At 60.4% G+C, this 14,627-nt stretch carries 12 protein-coding genes; 4 read left to right on the top strand and 8 right to left on the bottom strand.

Annotated elements, in window-relative coordinates; genetic code table 11:
• From VL598_RS16035 to VL598_RS16020, 4 genes are all read right to left on the bottom strand, one after another.
• Positions 1-937: hypothetical protein (locus tag VL598_RS16035; RefSeq protein WP_325327711.1), on the bottom strand; the 937-nt coding region annotated here is incomplete at its 3' end.
• Positions 938-946: 9 nt separating this feature from the next.
• Positions 947-2,869 carry an asparagine synthase C-terminal domain-containing protein gene (locus VL598_RS16030; protein WP_325327710.1) on the bottom strand — a complete coding sequence of 641 codons (1,923 nt, stop codon included), beginning with the start codon at positions 2,867-2,869 and terminating at the stop codon, positions 947-949.
• The gene (locus VL598_RS16025; protein WP_325327709.1) at positions 2,838-3,323 is read right to left on the bottom strand and encodes a lasso peptide biosynthesis protein; all 486 of its coding nucleotides are present in this window, start codon (positions 3,321-3,323) and stop codon (positions 2,838-2,840) included. The genes VL598_RS16030 and VL598_RS16025 overlap by 32 nt, the downstream gene beginning before the upstream one ends.
• On the bottom strand, positions 3,313-3,606 hold the full coding sequence (locus VL598_RS16020; protein ID WP_325327708.1) for a hypothetical protein: 294 nt from the start codon (positions 3,604-3,606) through the stop codon (positions 3,313-3,315). Before VL598_RS16020 ends, VL598_RS16025 begins: the two co-directional genes overlap by 11 nt.
• Positions 3,607-4,620: 1,014 nt before the next feature.
• On the opposite strand from VL598_RS16020, the gene VL598_RS16010 reads away from it, so the two are divergent.
• Complete coding sequence (locus VL598_RS16010; protein WP_325327707.1) at positions 4,621-5,187, top strand: DUF6966 domain-containing protein; 567 nt, start codon at positions 4,621-4,623, stop codon at positions 5,185-5,187.
• A gap of 188 nt (positions 5,188-5,375) precedes the next feature.
• Here the strand turns inward: VL598_RS16010 and VL598_RS16005 are convergent, their stop codons facing one another.
• Entirely contained in the window at positions 5,376-6,002 is a 627-nt protein-coding gene (locus VL598_RS16005; RefSeq protein ID WP_325327706.1) for a hypothetical protein, read from the bottom strand.
• Between the two features lie 211 nt (positions 6,003-6,213).
• Between VL598_RS16005 and VL598_RS16000 the strand changes: the two genes are divergently transcribed.
• Positions 6,214-6,855, top strand: a complete 642-nt coding sequence (locus VL598_RS16000; protein WP_325327705.1) for a DapH/DapD/GlmU-related protein — start codon at positions 6,214-6,216, stop codon at positions 6,853-6,855.
• Between the two features lie 149 nt (positions 6,856-7,004).
• Entirely contained in the window at positions 7,005-8,732 is a 1,728-nt protein-coding gene (locus VL598_RS15995) for a GMC family oxidoreductase (RefSeq protein ID WP_325327704.1), read from the top strand.
• Between the two features lie 97 nt (positions 8,733-8,829).
• Here VL598_RS15995 and VL598_RS15990 read toward each other — a convergent pair whose 3' ends face one another.
• Together VL598_RS15990 and VL598_RS15985 are read right to left on the bottom strand one after the other, a co-directional pair.
• Positions 8,830-10,032: a glycosyltransferase gene (locus VL598_RS15990; RefSeq protein ID WP_325327703.1), complete on the bottom strand. Its 1,203-nt coding sequence runs from the start codon at positions 10,030-10,032 to the stop codon at positions 8,830-8,832.
• Positions 10,033-10,082: 50 nt separating this feature from the next.
• Positions 10,083-11,597, bottom strand: coding sequence for a hypothetical protein (locus VL598_RS15985; RefSeq protein WP_325327702.1), 1,515 nt, complete (start codon positions 11,595-11,597; stop codon positions 10,083-10,085).
• Between the two features lie 410 nt (positions 11,598-12,007).
• On the opposite strand from VL598_RS15985, the gene VL598_RS15980 reads away from it, so the two are divergent.
• The gene (locus VL598_RS15980) at positions 12,008-13,222 is read left to right on the top strand and encodes an acyltransferase family protein (RefSeq protein WP_414718736.1); all 1,215 of its coding nucleotides are present in this window, start codon (positions 12,008-12,010) and stop codon (positions 13,220-13,222) included.
• A 57-nt stretch (positions 13,223-13,279) separates the two neighbouring features.
• Here VL598_RS15980 and VL598_RS15975 read toward each other — a convergent pair whose 3' ends face one another.
• Positions 13,280-14,575 (bottom strand): group 1 glycosyl transferase, encoded by a 1,296-nt coding sequence (locus VL598_RS15975; protein ID WP_325327700.1) that lies wholly within the window; start codon positions 14,573-14,575, stop codon positions 13,280-13,282.
• Positions 14,576-14,627 lie beyond the last annotated feature (52 nt).

Here is a 14,627-nt window from a genome sequence, read left to right as displayed (position 1 = left end):
AGGAGATGCCGATAACGTCGCCGATGTTATAGACGATGGCGGCCAGGCCATCGCGCAACTGCGTCAGCGCACCCAGAAAGATCGCGAGATCGGCGACGTCGAATCGACCCGTTGCGAAGCCTTGTGCAATCGCGAAAAGGGGAGCGCCGAGGCACACGCTGGCAAAGAGGGAGATGAGGGCAATCCGGCCCGCGTTGCGGATGCGAACGCGATTGGCGGCCACTAGGTAGGCACCATGCCGACTGCGCCATCGCTCGAGCAACCCCACTTGCATCCGGAAAATGCGGATGTCCTTGGCAAACTCGGGTTGCGTCAAAACGCGATCGAGGATGCGCAACTCGTTGAACGTTGCTGCGTGCTGCTTATGCACGTCCCAGCTCGAGCGCTCGGCACGTGCACGCAATAGCATGGCGGGAATCGCCCCGATCAGCGCCGCAACGGGCATCCACCAGGCAATGTCGCCGATGAGCAGCACGACAGGCACAATGCTCACGAAACCGATGCTGACCGAAAAGAGATGGTGGACGAGATCGGCAAGTCGCTCACCTGCGCTTGCGCAGAGCACGGCCGTTTCGCGCAACCGCGTATTCTCGTGGATAGCGAGATCGGGAAACGTCGAAACGGCGCGATTCACCTCGCCCTTGATCGTCATGCGTGCGGCGTCGCGTAGCGCATCGAGTACAAAGCTCGAGATCGCGGCCAGACAGTCGTTCAAGCCCGTCAACAGCACATAGGCGACGATGAGGGCCATGACGGCAGCGAGGCCGTTACCGTCCGAGAGCCGCGCGATGACTTGTGCTCCGGCATAGATGAGCGCAGCCGGTACGAGTCCGCCAATGATGTTGAGCGCAACAGCGAGAAAGAACACGCGCGGCGAAGCGCGGCGTAACAGCGCCACGGTATGCGCGAGGTTGGCAATGAGGGCATTTGCTCCCATCGTCTCTCGTCAGACGAGCCGGCGAAGCGGGCGCATTTTGAGCTGTGCGTCCAGGTGCGCGCGTGGGCAGGAGAACCGGCGCAGCCATGTCTCCAAGTCGCATACGCCACGGATGTAGTGGTATCGGAGGCCCGGGTTGGCGTTCGGGTCCTCCATAGCGACGATGTACGCCATCAATTCCCGGCGAAACGCCGTTTGATCGACGAGCCCCCATTCCGAGACCGTCATCGGTTCTTCGGTGAGCGCGTAGAGCGCTGTTGCGCTGTTGTGAAACATGCGGCGCGCCATTAACGCGTAGCTGGTCTTGTGCGTCTTTTGCAGCACCGCGGCCGGCAGCTCGTGGCGATAAGCGATCCGTGCCAGCATTTTTGCGCTCGCGTATGGATTGGCGCGGTCTACGTTGAGATAGTCGTGGTGAAAATGCGGCGGGCAGGTTAGCGCGAACGAAATCATGCGGGGATCGAGAAACGGGTGCGAGTTCACACATTGAACATTCAGCGTGTCGAAGTACGACGCGCGCGGATACAGCATCCCGTGCATATAGCGGTGACCGACGTAGGCGAAGCGTGGCGCGTCTCGGCACGGCCTGTCGGCGATGTCCATTGCCGCGTCCGCGACAGCGGGTTTCAAGAAGGCAGGGGATGGCAGACGGTGTGTCTTGCGCGCTTCGCGAAGCAGTGCGCGATGCCCCCAAAACGGGAGTGCCGATTCAAGCAGCTTGCGCCAATAGGCAGCGCTTCGGCAACGCATGCCGAGCCGACTCGTGAGATAGCGATGGACACCGACGAGCCCTTCCTTTTCGCGAATGCCATCGACGATCAGCTCGTGCATTGCTTCACCGAGTACAACATCGCCGCCTTCACCCGTCATCACGAGCGAAATGCCGCGCCGTTGCAACGCTGCGGCACATGCTTCCTTGACGAGCGGGTTGGCTGCCGAATCAGGGCCGTCGACGAAAGGGGCGGCGTCGTCGAGCATCGGAAAGCGTAGAGCCGCGTCGGCGTAAAGGATTTCATGCGGCACGCTGCGCGTGCCGAATAACGCGGCGAGCAGCTTTTCGTCGTGGCTCATGACGAGATCAGGGTCCTTGAAGGCGACGCTGACGGCAAAAGGCGTCTTCGACCCTGACGAGATGCAGGCCCCAAGCACTGTGCTCGAATCGATGCCGCCGCTCAGCAAGATTGCGCCGGCGCCCGCGTTGAGCCGGTCACGCACACACTCATCGAAAGCCGCTTTGAACGCTTCAGCGCATTCGTGCCGTTCATTGGCGACGAACGGCGAACGCTTCGGCGTGACGCAAGGCTCGCGTGGAATGATTCGGTGTCGACTTCCGTCCGCATCGATGCAGAGCACGCTGTCTCGCTCGAGTTTGCGGACGTGGGTGAAAAACGTGGCGCCGTTTGCGAGCTCGTTTTCATCCAACATGATCGTGTGGGAGAGAAAGCGGCTGCATGACGCTCGGTCGATCTGCGCGGGCACGTCGCGCGACGACAAAACAAGACGCAGGTCATTGCTGACGATCCAATGCCCTCGCATGCCGCGATGGTAGTAGACAGGATGCGTTGCGTAATGGTCAGTGGCCACCCTCGCTCCGCGTTCATCGGCGCGGGCGTAGCTGAATTCGCCGATGAGCGGTTGGGTGGACGGGTCGACGACGAGCGCATCGTCATTGAGCGATGAGTAGATGCGGCTGCGGCAACCATCGCGCACCCAGCCGCTGTACGCGACACCGGCCGCGAGCGTTTCCATGGGTGGCCCGTTGCGGCTGCGGTCTTGGACTAGCTCGACGTCGAACTGCAACAACAGCGCATGAGGCAAGTCCTTGCGGCGACATCGAACGATCTTCACTCTGTCAAACAGAGTGAGAACGCTTTCGATGTAGCGATTGATTTGACCGGGTTCATGGTTCAACAGCAGCGTCCAGAATCGCACGTTTTTGCATCCATGATTGAAGAGCTTTTTCGGGATGAAGGCGTTTGATTACTTTCAAGTCGTCAACGCTCACCCGGCCGGGGCTGATGATTTGCTTTGGGTGGACGCTGCGGATTTGCACCCAGGCGTGGCCAGAAATTTTTCCGTCTTGCTTTTTGATGCCTATGATGATGTCTGAGTCGATGTTGTTGGCGGAGGCAATGAGTTGCGCGACAATGCTGGCTGAATAGCATGACGCATAACTCCATTCCTGGTTATCCATCTGGTAAATGAAGTCACAGACTGTTTGCAAGTAATGAGAGTCAATTTTCGTTGACCTCGTGAATTGGCCCATTACGATGCCCGGCATGACCGTCTTGCAAATCGCGAGATAGGCATCGTCGACCGATCGTTCAAGCAGCAGTGCGCGGATTACGCTGTGTAGCAGAAAGATCAGGCGCCGTTCATTGTTCAAGGAGCACCCCAATTTCGACTAGCGAGTCGATCGCTTCCTGAATCAATGCGACGTCTTCCCGCGTCAATGGATGCTGCGTGCCGATGATCTGCTCTATCTCCCGTGCCGTGGCGCTCGCGCCTTTCTCGACAAGCGCTTCGAAGACGAGCCGCGCCGCGCCCCCGATGCCGAAATACGCCTGCTTCACCGTGCTGAACGCGATCAACTCGTCGTCAATGTGAAAGTAATCCGGTGTATCGATCGAGAACGCCGTGTCGGGTTTTTGATTCTGATTACTTCTCATGGTGTACCGGGTGGATGTCAATGATGGCGAGACAGGGGGTTCGCCCGCCTCGCCCAATTGCTAGCCGATTCGAATCAAATCAGCGTCGACCGCGCCCGAAAATTCCATCGCCGGGGTGGGATTTCTTAGATAGGATTACCGATAGAAATGAACCATAGGGGGTGATTCGGGTCGGTTGGAGAAAATGTTTGCTCATCGGGATGCCTCCTTTGAATAAATAGTTCTAGTGCGCTCCGCTTTAATTTGGCTAGCGAGGCGACTGAAGTATGCTTGTCGTAAAAATCAAGAAAAGCTCGATGGACTAGAGGCCGGTCACTACGAGAAAAGGGAACTTGAAAAGAGCCGCAATCAGGTGGCGCCGCACGGAGACATTAAGACTCGCTAGGACCAGTCTTCAACGTGGCGAGAGCGGATGATGCGAGCTTGAGTGGCGTCACGGGAATGTCGAGCCAACGCTCGAAGCGAATGCGCAGCTTGCCGAAACCTGAAAATCAAGCGTATAGGCGCTCGACAACTCATCGGTGACGCCCAAACCAAGCTCCCCTTGCTCTCGATACCTTTGCTGTTGACGTGAGGGGTCATGTCCCGTCGTCGCCAGGTCGGCATGTCTGGCCGTTAACGCAGCTTCTTAAGCCTGTTATGCCCGCGCCCGGTATGCCGCGTATGCCGCGCCGGCGCGCACGACATTGCTCGCCATGGTTCGCGCCTCCTCTTCTTCTAGCCGAGCGATTGGACGACCCGGTCATACACCTCGAGGATAGGCAGTCCTATTTGCGCCAATCGCTGCCAATCGGCGTTCTGGTTTTCGGAAATTGCCTTTCCGATTGCGCACAGTCACGCCGTCTTAATAATCAAATTCAGACAATTCTGATAGACCGCGACGACGGCACAGGGTTATCTGTCGCCTCCTGGTTTAATTCTCGGAGGGGGCAGGATGGAGAAACTGGAGAAACGACGACAGGCCACGCGCGCCGGACTGAAACAGCCCCCCACCGCCGCGACCGGTGAGCCGACATGACGGCCGAGACCACTTCCATGGCAGCGCACGGCGCGCTCACCGTCACCGCGCCCGCGGCCGTGCGCCTGAATGTAGAAAACCGCCGCGTGGTGCAAAGCCCCGTGCCGGAGCAGCCGAGCCGGGCTCAACTGGTCATGCAGCAAGGTCTCGACACCGTCGAGAACCACGGCCTCGAAGTGTTCGTGCAATGCCTGTACATGGTGCCGGGCGTCGGCAACGCCCTGTCGCTCAAGGACGTGGCGATTGACTTGGACAATCGACGGGGTCGAAGTAACCGATACATGTGGTCTCAAGTGATGAATGTCCAACGCACCGAAGATGTCCTCGTGAGAATGATCGATCTATTGCGGCAGGGGGCGCTGAACGATTGGGCGAATGCGCTCCACCGTTGTTTGCTCAATCTGGCAAACGATCCCGATGAGGTACGCACGCAGATAATTGCGATGTATGGAGGTATGGGTTCGTTGAACGACCTAGTCCTATACAAGAATGGACAACCGATGACTCGCGAGAACAATGAGCTCGATAGCTTGAGGGGTGAGCTGTATAAGCTTTGCCACTAGATAGGTGCTGTGAACGAAGGGCCGCTTGCGCGGCCCTTCGTTCATCCACGGGTAAAGCGTTGGTTCGGATCGTTGCGGCTGTAGCTTATGCCACGTCGCTTGAAAGCGCCGCGACTGCTCCGAACCGTTCTGAGACGATGGGATGTGCCTTACTGGCGTCCGCCTCACGCTGAGACCTCTCGCCTGCACTACCACGGCGAGTGATAAATCTGCTGCGCGGCGGCGTTTGGTCCGCCGAAAGGATCCCGATAGAGCGTGCGAGCCGCCCCCTGAGCCATATCTGCCGGCGCGACGCCGCCCGCTTGTGCGCCGCCCGCTTGTGCGGCGCCCGCGACCGGCGCCGCGCCGCTACCGAGCCCAGTGCCGCTCAAGCCTGCTGCCGCCCCCGCTCCCGCAACACCATTACCCGCGTCTGCCGCCGCACGAGCGGCGGGCTTGCGTCCGCCGCCGGCTGGCAGTGGGTCGTATCCATTACCGTCGCGATTCGGCATGCGTCCGGCGCGCATGAGATCGGTCTGCGAGGTTTCGTTCGCATCGAACGCCGCGCGATAAGGATTGCGATAGGGGGAAGGGCCACCGCGCATTGCATCTTCACGCGTGACGCCGCGCAAGCTGTCGTCGGCGGCGCGCGCGGCAGCCTTGGCGTCATTGGCTTTGGCTGCGGGCACTTCTTGTGCTGCGAGCGGGGTGACGATGCACAGCGAAAGCAGCAGACACGCCGCACTCGAGATCCGCGCAAGAACCTGAGAGGCGCTTGCCACGCGTACATGCGCGACGACAGCATGATGTGGGAGTAATGACAATCGGACTGACACAGGCTGCCTCCCGTGAAACGATGTGATGCACGCTGAGCATCGTCGCGCGCGCCTAACCTCGCGCGCCGCCAAAACACCGGTTTTGCCAGCCATACGTGGGGATGACGTGGGGATGACTACAATGCGCGCCCGCCGGTGCATCCAATAATGGGTCTCACAACAAGAAGAAAAGGAATCGCGGGCATACGAGGTGTGGGAAGGGCGATCGGCGATGGAAAGCAATGTCGAGCAGCAGGGGGCGACGCGCGAGTGTGCGTCGCCTTTGGGTACCGTCAGACATCACGTGTCCGAGGCACGCGATGCGGGTCGCGTTATCGATCTGAGCCGCGCGGGCAAAGGAAACTATGTCGCGAAGCGCAGCCGCCTCGTTGAAGCGCTGTGGTTCGCTGTCGAAGCGTGCATCATCAACAACAAGCTGAATCCCAGTTCAGCGCTGCGCATTGGCCTCCTGCGCCTTTTCGGTGCACGTATAGGCCAAGGTTGTCGTCTGGTCCATCCTCTGCGCGTCAAATACCCATGGAACCTTGAAGTCGGCGATCACTGCTGGTTCGGCGTCGACGTATGGATTTACAACCAGGCGCCGATTCTCATCGGGTCGCACGTCTGTGTCTCGCAGGGCACATTTCTCACGGCGGGCTCGCATGAGGCGAGCACGACGATGGATCTGCGCGTGGCCCCAATCGTCATCGAAGACGGAGTTTGGATCACATCGAAATGCATCGTGCAGATGGGTGTGACCATCGGCCGCTCGGCCGTCGTCACGCCGTTGTCGGTCGTGCACCGGTCACTTGAGCCAGAAGGGGTGTACGGCGGCAATCCTTGCCGGTTCTTGCGCAGGCGCTTCACCGCCTGATACAGCTCGTGGACACGGCAGCCCCTTCAATCCTATGTCTCGCTTCCGATGCGGATGTGCTTGCGTCAATTGATCGAGGTCGCGAATCGCGTATGGCCGACGGTGCTCCTCGACGAGCCCGAAGATCACAAAAACAGGGGAGAGCATAAATGTTTATGGATACACGTTCCGTCGACGAGGGACAACTGATTGAGGCGACGATTTGCATCGTCGGTGCGGGGGTTGCGGGAATCACGCTCGCGCTCGAGATGAGCCGAATGGGAATCGATACCTGCGTGCTCGAAAGCGGCGGGTACCGACCGGACGATGAAACCCGCGATCTGTATCGCGGCGAAAACGTCGGCTTGCCGTATTCGTTTGCGGACGGCAGCCGCAGCCGCTACCTTGGCGGCAGCAGCAACTGTTGGGGCGGTTGGTGCCGCCCGCTGGATCCTTGGGACTTCGACAAGCGCGAATGGGTCCCGTATAGCGGCTGGCCGTTCGGCCTCGAGGAGGTGGCACCGTACTATGCCAGGACGCATGCGCTGCTCAAGCTCGGTCCGGACAACTACGATCCGGCGTTTTGGGAGAAGGCGATCGGCCGCGACGACGTGCGTCGTATTCCGTTAGTCACCGGCAAGCTACGTGACACGGTTGCCCAGTTCAGTCCGCCCGCACGCTTTGGCAAGCTCTATCGCAAGGACCTCGAGCAGTCGATGTTCATACGCGTGTTTCTTCACGCCAATGCGGTCAATATCGAAACCGATGGCGATGCGTCGCTCGTCACGGGCATTGAAGCGGCGACGTTGTCAGGCCGGCACGTGAAGTTCAGGGCGAAGCACTATGTGCTCGCCACAGGTGGCATCGAAAACGCACGGCTTCTGCTCGCTTCCAATCGCGTGCAACCAGCAGGGCTCGGTAACGGGCACGACGTCGTTGGCCGGTTTTTCATGGACCATCCGCGCCTCATGTCGGCGAACGTGCGCTTTGCGGATAAATGGGCTCGCGACAAGCTCTATGACATCAAGTTCCACTATCAGAACGCTGCGGTCTCCGCACATGGGACACCGATTTCGTCGCAATTTGCGCTCACGCCAGAAGTCTTGCAGCGCGAGCAGCTGCTCAATGCACGCGTCTGGTTCTTTTCGCTTTTCTACGGCGAGGGCAGCGAAGGTGCCGAGGCGCTCGTCCGCTGCAAGCAGGCACTCCTAAAGAAAGATCAACCGGGTTGGCGCTTGCGCGACGACCTAACGACGATGGGTGCCCATCCCCTCGATACGGCCGGATTTCTGGTTACACGGCTGCTTCAGCCGCGCGCGCTCATTACCGGTGTGCGGCTGCAGGCGATCGTGGAGGCGGCGCCCAACCCCGATAGTCGCGTTACGCTCAGCGATCAGCGCGACGCACTCGGCATGCCGCGGGTACGCGTCGCCTGGCTGCTAAACGATCTCGTGAAGCGCACATTCGATCGCACTTTTGCCCTCCTCGCGGAGGAGCTCACTGCGGGGCACGTCGCCGAAGTGAAGCTCGACGAGCCGCTCGAGGGGCATGCATGGCCATCGACGCTCGAAGGCACTTGGCATCACATGGGCACCACGCGCATGCACGATTCGCCGCGAGAGGGTGTCGTGGACCGCCATTGCGCAGTACACGGCGTTGCCAATCTCCATATCGCTGGCAGTTCGGTGTTTCCGACTTCTGGGGCGAACTTCCCCACGATCACCATCACCGCGCTCACGCTGCGGCTTGCCGAGCGCCTCATCGCACTGCTCGGCAAACCGGAGGCCGTTGCGGCCGGCGACGCACGCGTCTGCGCAATGGGCAAGGCAAGCGAGCAGGGGGCTGTCGAAACACTGCCGTTCGCCGCCGCGACCTATCAGCGCATCGTCAAAGAGTGAAGGCAGCAATCGGGGTGCAGAAAGCGCTGTCGGCTATCTGCACCGATCGAGCAACAGTGGGCGACGCCGCACGAAACGGACGACTCCACAGAGACGGCTAGACGACCGAGGGGCGGCCGACGGGATAGGTGTCATGTGCGGCGTCGGCTTCCAGCACATTCAATAGGCGCTGCGTATGCGCGTCGACGGTGAAGCGCTCCCGAAACGTCGCCGCGGCTTGCATACGCATCCTTTCACGATCAACTTCATCGAGCATGAACCAACGGCGCAGATTCTGCACGGTGCCCTCGAGCGTGTCGCCCGCGACGAACCCTGCGCCATCGCTCGCCACTTCGCGCCAAATATTGACCTTGTCCGAAATGAGGACGGGCAACCCACAGGCGAGTGCCTCGACGACGGCAATGCCAAAGTTTTCTTGATGTGAGGGCAACGCAAACGCATCGCTGGCGCGGAATGCCCCCCATTTCAAATCGCCTTGCAGCATGCCGGTCCAAGTGATGCGCTCTGCAATGCCCGCTTGTGCGGCGATACTGCGCAAAGCGGCAATCGCATCGTTGTTGCCCGGGCCGGCCAAGACGAGGTGTGCGTCGGGCACCTCGCTCGCGAGCCGTGCGAATGCGTGGATGAGCAAGTCACAGCCTTTTTTGGGGTGAAGGCGGCCCAGAAAAAGCACGATGCGACGTCCGCGCAGCGCGGGGTACGCAGCGTGAAATGCTTCGAGGTGCCTTTCGGAATCGGCGGGCGGCTTGCCTGTACCGTACGAGACAACTTGCTCACGTGCGCGGTAGAGCCAAAACGATTGCCGTGCGAGCAACCGCTCTTCCTCCGTCGTGAAAAGCACGGCCTGGGCATCGCGAAGCAGCCGATACTCGGCCCAAGGCCAATAGAGCCACTTTTTCAGGTGCTTAAACGGATAAGTGTGCTTGAACCATGGGTCGAGCATGCCGTGGGGAAACACGTAGTAGCGCACACCAACACTTCGCAGTGCCAGCCAGGCCGCGAAGCTGTGATACTGCCAAAGCCCATTCACGATCACGGCATCGAAGCGCGGGCCGTGCTCGCGCAGCCATGGCACAAGGTTCGGCGTGCGGCCGTACTTGCCGTATCCTGGCCCAAGCGCGGCGAGAGGCAATGAACATTCCGCAAGCAAAGGCTCGAGAAACGGCGCACCCGGTGCATCGAGAGAGGCGGCTTCGACGCGGTGGCCCAGTGCCGCGAGCGCGAGCGCGCTTTGCCGCACGCCTTCGGCGAGGCCGCCGGCGTGAGGGTCGAGCGTGGGTGTCAGGTGCAGAATTCTCATAGGGCTCATGCGCGAAGCGTCAGGCGGTGGCCGACTCGAAGTCAGGTCGATTACCTTGGCGCCATGGGCTCGCCCTTTTGCGCAGGGGGGGACGCAACGCCCGACGGCAGCGCCTTCAAGCGCGGCTCGAAGCGTGACGCGCACCCGCGCGCGCCGCGAGTCGGGCCGGCTTCACGCGGCCCCTTGACGCCGCTGCTTTCGTTGCCGCCATCGATGCGCTGCCCGGGCAGCGGCAACGGCCGCGTACTGAATCGGCGCAACTGCACATGCATGCTGACCATAAGGCCGAGCGACACGCCAAAAATGAGCCCCGAGAACCGTGGGCCGAGCGGATTGCCGCCGATCGAGGTCGCCGGCAGTGCCGCTGTGAGCAGGATGGCGCGGCCGAGCACGGGCAGATACGGCGCATCCGGCACAGCAACGCGCCATCGCCGGTAAGTGATGAGGCAGCGCAGCAGTGCATAGAGGATTGCAACGGGCATCGCGAGGCCAAAAAGCAAGCCGCCAGCGTAGAACTGATAGACCCAGAAGTTGTGACCTGCCGGCCAGTCGCGTATCGCATAGAAATCCTTCTTGCTCATTTGACCTTCAAGGTCAGGCAAGTACGTAGGGGAGTAGCGATATTCGCGGCCATACCCCTCGCCGATCAGGAGCGAAAGCGTGGAGGACGTCACTGCATCGTACTGATACTTCATCTCGGCGAGACGCGTGATCGTCGTCGGATCCTTACCGGCTTGCGTTTGTTTTTCGGCAAAGATGCGCTGGGTCCAATGCTGCGCAACGTCGGGCAAGAAAGACAGGGCACCGAACACCACGCCGCCAAGCAAGATGGAAACAATCACCGCACGCATCAGTGCGCGTATGAGATGGCGCATCGAAGCAGCGCTCATCCACACGGCAAGTAGAAAAAGCAGTGCGGTTCCAACTAGCAGGCTGCGCGTGACGCTCAGCAGCTCGACGACGACGGTGGCAACAAAGATCCCGAGCGTCAATGCGGTGAATCGCTTGGCGATGACGAATTCGTGGAGCAACACGCCTTGCAGACCTAGGAACGTTGCTGAAACGATGCGATAGCGAACGTCCGAAAGAGGTCCACCGATCGCCATGCCGTAGGCGAACGTGAAGGCGAGGCAAATGACGTTGGCCCAGAAGATCGCCTTCTCGAATTGCTCGATGCGTGCCTCCTGCCAGGGACGGCATGCGACCATGTAACCGACGTAAAAGAGTAGAAACGGCAGCAATACGCGCAGGTACTGGCCCAATACATTGCCCTGCACGAACTGCGTGATGAGGCTTGCCGGAACGGCGAGCGCGAGCGCAAGCGAAACGGACGCGCGCAGGCTCGAACGGTCGGTAAAGCGTGGCGCAATGAGCATGAGTATGGCGCCTGCCAGCAACGTCGGTACGGCAAGCATGACCTGCGCAAGATGGCTCGAGGCATCGTTGACGGCCTTGTAGTCCATCGCCAGCGGACAAATGAATATCCAGATCCACAGGTTGGCATGTGGGTTGTGGCGAGTCGCGCGCTGCGTGGCAAATGTCGACTGATAAGGCACGGCTGCCATTGGAAACGTTCCCCAATTTATTGCTCGGGAAAAACGGTCCGTGGTTCGCCCATCTGTGCTTCAGGACCGGTTTTTTCCGGATCGAATATAGCGCTGCAAGCGTTGGCCGCGCTCGGCGTTGGCCGATGGGCACTATCGTTCGGCTGCGAGAGCCGGAAATCATGCGTAGAGAAAGAATCAAGGTCGCAAGAAACGGTGCACCCGGTTCGCGTTGTCGGCGATTGCCGCAATGCTGGCGTGTGCATTCTTGCCGCCGGCTGGATGATCGCATCAATGTGGGATGTGGCACCTGATGTCGATGCTTGACGGGTGCCGTAGCGTCATCGGTGCGAGAGGCCTGCTGCACCCGCAGTTTGCCGTTGGATTGACCCTTGTTGTGGTCGTTCGATTGAAGAGGGGCCAAGCTCATGATCAAACTGTTCGCAGGAGCCAACACAATCGTGCGAAGCCGGACGATCGAACTGGACTTCGTGCGCGGCATTGCGATCATCGCGGTCATGGGGTATCACTTTCATAACGTCGATACCGGGCTGTGGCTGGTGTTGGCACTCCAATATCCCTTTACGCACTTCGGTCGCGAGGGCGTCAACCTGTTTTTCACATTGAGCGGCTTTCTCGTTGGCGGTCTGCTGTTGCGCGAATACGCCGACGCCGGCACGGTCGACGCACGGCGCTTCATCGTGAGACGCATATTCAAGATCTGGCCGGCCTACTATGCGCTGATCGCGTTCCACATCGTTGCAGGCCGGCACCCGGCCGACACTTTTCTCGTGCAAAACCTCACGCATCTGCAAAACTACCTTGGCACCTCGATCAAGCAGACATGGAGCCTGGCCGTCGAGGAGCACTTCTATCTCTTGCTCCCAGCGCTGCTGCTGCTTTTTGCGCGTCTTCGTCTGCGGGCAAATGGCATCCTCGCGGTGCTCGGATTACTGTGCGTCGTCGTGCTCGTCGCACGTTCGGTGACGGTGGCGGCCGGCGGCATCGATGCCGCGTTTTTCCAGACGCAGTACCGCATCGACAGCCTGCTCGCCGGCGTCATGCTCGCCTGTGTCTACTGGATGAAGCCCGATCTGTACCGGCGTGTCGCGAGCCAAAAGCGGTGGTTGCTCGCTATCATCGTGATGCTCCTCGGATGGCTTGTCGTCGCGACTCGCTACATCGCGCTGGACGAAAGCATCGGCTACACGATTCAGGCAATCGGCTACGTCGCGGTGATCGTGCTGGTGCTCGAGTATTCGAGGGCCTTTGTGCGCCACTGGGCCTTTCGCGCGGTAGCGTGGGTCGGCGTCTATTCCTACGGCATCTATCTCTGGCATTCGATCGCCCTCGCACCGGCCGATATCCTGATTGCGAAGGGCGAAGCACTCGCTTGGCCGAAGTTAGTCATCTGGGCCGGGGCGCTCGTCGTGCAAACAGCGATTGCGATAACGGCTGGCTATGTGACGACGCGCGTCCTCGAATTCCCGTTCCTGCACATCCGCAATGCACTGTTCCCGGCACGCCTATCAGCCAGCGGCGATACGACAAGCGCGCCGGCGCCCGTCGTCGTCGCCGTCACGCAAACGATGCCGGCGGCCGAGGTCGACCGGACGCCCCCAGCGGTGAGTGGACAGTCTTTGTGACGAAACGGATGCGTGGTGCGGTCTGTCAGATGATGAGGGCAGCGTCAGCGACGTTCGTCAGCCCATCGCCTCTTGCAGCGTCCGCTTGAATTGCTCGAGCGTGTTGCGTTCAAGCAGCCGCTCATGCCGCTCGTTTTGCGTGGGCACTGGCTTTACCAAGACTGGGTGCTTGGCGTCGAACACGGCGTCGATGGCGCGTCCGATCGCATCGGTTGAAAGGTCGTCAATAACCGGACCGAGCTCTCCGCTGCGGCAAAACCAGCCGATAAGGCCGTCGGCCGTTGCAATGACGGGCTTGTTGAACCGATACGCCTGAACGAGCACGCCGCTCATGCCGTAATGGCCTTTGTAGCCGAGCCAAACCGCGTCGCAAGCGGAGAAGAGATCGAGCTCCATCTCGTTCGTGACAAAGAGATCGAGCAGCACCGGAGCCGGTTGGAGCCGACTCGCGTGCACACCGAGGAACTCGCGCGTGGCGGCATCTTGCTCGCCCGCTACGACGAGCGTCGGCGCTTTGCTCCCCATCTGCTCGAGCGTGGTGACGAGTTCACGAATGCCCTTGCGCTCGGTGATCGCTCCGTAGACGAGCAGATGACGCCCGAGCGAGAGTCCCAACCGCTCGCGGGCACGCGCGGGATCATCAGCGTGCGCATTGGGAAACGGGTCGGCAAGGTACCGGATTGCAGCAGCTCGTTGACCGAGCGCGCGCGCACTCCATTCCGGCAGCGTTGGATCGATCGACAATAGCGCTCGCATGCCTCGCACACGAACGGCCCGACCGAAGAGAAGCGACTTCACGGCGTTGACGATACGGCGATCGGGTGCCTTCACGCCGACTTTCCGGTGATGGAAGGTGGCGCGCATCGTAATGCCGATCCATGGCGTGCCTTGGAATGGCGAGCCGAGGAATGGCAGAGCGTAAAGAAAATAATCGACATAAGGCACGACTATGAGCGCGGGCTGCTGAAACTCGCTCACAAGCTGATACGCGTAACGGAAATAGCGGTGATAGCGGAAGTAGGAGATACGCCCGAGTACCGACAGGCTAGCGCTGCGCGCCTCAGGCGGGTCGACAAAAGCGATCTCGAGATCGGGGCGGCCTGCTGCGACGATCTTGCGCGCAAGCCGGTGATCCTCGTTGCGTGACTCGGTGACGATGAGGCAACGGTACCCGGCCTCCGTAAACGCATCGGCCGCCCATTGTGCGTATCGCCAACGGTGTCCGGTGAAATTCGGTTCGATGATGACTACGCTTTCTTGCGCAGGCGCGCAATGCGTCGACTGCCGCACTGCCTCACGATCCGCTTGCGGAAGGGCGGACTGTGTGAACGGGGTGGGAATTACCTTTGTCATCGTCTCTTGAATCAACCGCTCGCGCGGAGTGTCGAACCGACTGCGACAACAC

The organism is Trinickia sp. (assembly GCF_035492435.1).
In the GTDB taxonomy this organism is placed as follows: domain Bacteria; phylum Pseudomonadota; class Gammaproteobacteria; order Burkholderiales; family Burkholderiaceae; genus Trinickia.
This window is presented reverse-complemented; position numbering and strand designations above follow the sequence as displayed.